Consider the following 1,819-nt stretch of genomic DNA (forward strand, 5'->3'; position numbering starts at 1 on the left):
TTTCTTCAAGTCATAATTAAGCATTTTAAATGGCTCAATAGTATGAAGAAGTTCTTTATAGTGTGTCTTTTTATCTTTTAAAGCTTTCTTTTGTAAGTCTAAATCATCTATCATTGAAAAAGCATTTGTAATTACATCTGCAGCCTCGGATGGCGTCATAGATTTATGCGAAGCAGAGCAATTCTCATCTATTTTTTTAACAAGTTCTTCAGACTTTGACATTAAGTCGCGATAAGGATTCATCTCAATAAATGGTTTTAAATCGCGAACTGTACTAAGTTCGGATAATGCGTTCTCTAGATGCATTTCATATTTTGATAAATACGTGTTTGCTACACGATCAATATCACTCTTAGGACCTGTGATACTTAAAAATTTCATTTTTTCAATCACCGTCTACACCTCCAATCTCTTATTGTAAATAACTAAGTATTTCGTCAGGTTGTAACTTATAACGAATACACTCTAAAACAGTAGTAAGTTTATCTATCTCGATTTCTTTCAAGTAAAGAAATTGTTGCACAGGTGCCATAGAATTTGGATACTTCTGTTTATTTGACTTGTAAATCTTAATTAATAATGTTCGATACAAACTTTCGAAGGAGTTTATTTCCGTTATTCCATAAGCCCTTACGTAGTAACTTGAATGCATTAACGTTATTAATTCATCTACAGAATTCGTTTCAATGAGAGCAGTGATCTCTTTTTTCTTAATTTTATATGATATTGGAATTATGTACGAATAAATCTTGCTAGAGTCAATATCATAATATTTTTTAGAACGATAAATCCATAAAATATTAAGTAAATCTATCTTTTTGCCTAGTAGTTCAGTGTAGGCTTTATTACTATCTCCTTTTAGATACTTATCTTTCAATTTCCATGCCTTTTTGAAGTAATAGATATCTAATTGCATCTCATAATCGAATAAGGTAGGATTATTCGTATTCTGAACGGCCTTTAAGATAGGATAGTAATCTGTATCCTTTAGTATATTAATAAATTCATCCATTGTTCTAGATGTTGATAACTGCTCTAGGTTTATCTTCAGACGCTTACTAAAGAAAGCATCAAAGTTTGAACCTTTGTATTCATATTCTTGATTATGAACATGTTGCAGACAATATTTAATTATATTTGTTTCAAAGCGAAAGGATAAGAAAATAAGAGCTTTTCTTTGCTCGCGATTACAAAAACGATAGATTCTTGAAAAACTATCAAACAAGGAGTTTATAATTAATTCTTCAATCTGACCTCTATGAAGATATCCTTCATCATATCCGGAAAATAAAGGTTCATAAGATGGATTCGATTTTAAGAAATTAATGAACTCAGGTACGGTTTCTAAGTTTGAGATTTTCACATAATCTTCATTTTTGAATAAATTACTTTCCATTGCCTTTACTTTGGTAGTGATTCCACTGTAAGATAATAAATTATTTGACATTTGATCACGCCCCAATTATGTTTTGAAAAACACGTTCTACCAAAGCATCATGATTCATAGTAAAAGTGGTTTCTAGCTCTTCTATTTGTTTTTCACAATCATCAATGAGGGCTTTTCTCTCTAATTCAAGTTCTTTGTCTGCTTGATCTTGCAAGGCTTGAATTTGTTTGTTGGTTTCCTCTGCTAAAGAATTCTCGAACACAGATAATTCATGATCGATTTCTCTACGCTTTGCATTTTTTTGATCATCAGTTCGAGAAATAATACGATTTGCCTTTTCTTCAATATCATACAAAAGGTTAATTACTTTCTCCATATGATTCCTCCTGTTCCAGATTATTTGTAACTAATATTAATTAGTAGTAAAAAAGA

2 protein-coding genes and 1 pseudogene are annotated in these 1,819 nt (G+C 30.4%); all 3 read right to left on the bottom strand.

The genetic code is table 11. From position 1 onward, the window contains the following. Positions 1–393 (bottom strand): annotated as a pseudogene (locus ACW2QF_RS15035) (ATPase); the annotation flags it as partial. Between the two features lie 19 nt (positions 394–412). Beyond that, positions 413–1,447 (bottom strand): V0D/AC39 family V-type ATPase subunit, encoded by a 1,035-nt coding sequence (locus tag ACW2QF_RS15040; protein ID WP_455716825.1) that lies wholly within the window; start codon positions 1,445–1,447, stop codon positions 413–415. A gap of 4 nt (positions 1,448–1,451) precedes the next feature. After that, positions 1,452–1,763: a hypothetical protein gene (locus tag ACW2QF_RS15045; protein ID WP_455716826.1), complete on the bottom strand. Its 312-nt coding sequence runs from the start codon at positions 1,761–1,763 to the stop codon at positions 1,452–1,454. Positions 1,764–1,819: the final 56 nt, after the last annotated feature.

Source organism: Anaerosporobacter sp., assembly GCF_965301125.1.

Excerpts from the sequence above, each read along its gene's own strand:
- ACW2QF_RS15040 (WP_455716825.1), bottom strand. The coding sequence starts at position 1,447 with ATGTCAAATAATTTATTATCTTACAGTGGAATCACTACCAAAGTAAAG.
- ACW2QF_RS15045 (WP_455716826.1), bottom strand. The coding sequence starts at position 1,763 with ATGGAGAAAGTAATTAACCTTTTGTATGATATTGAAGAAAAGGCAAAT.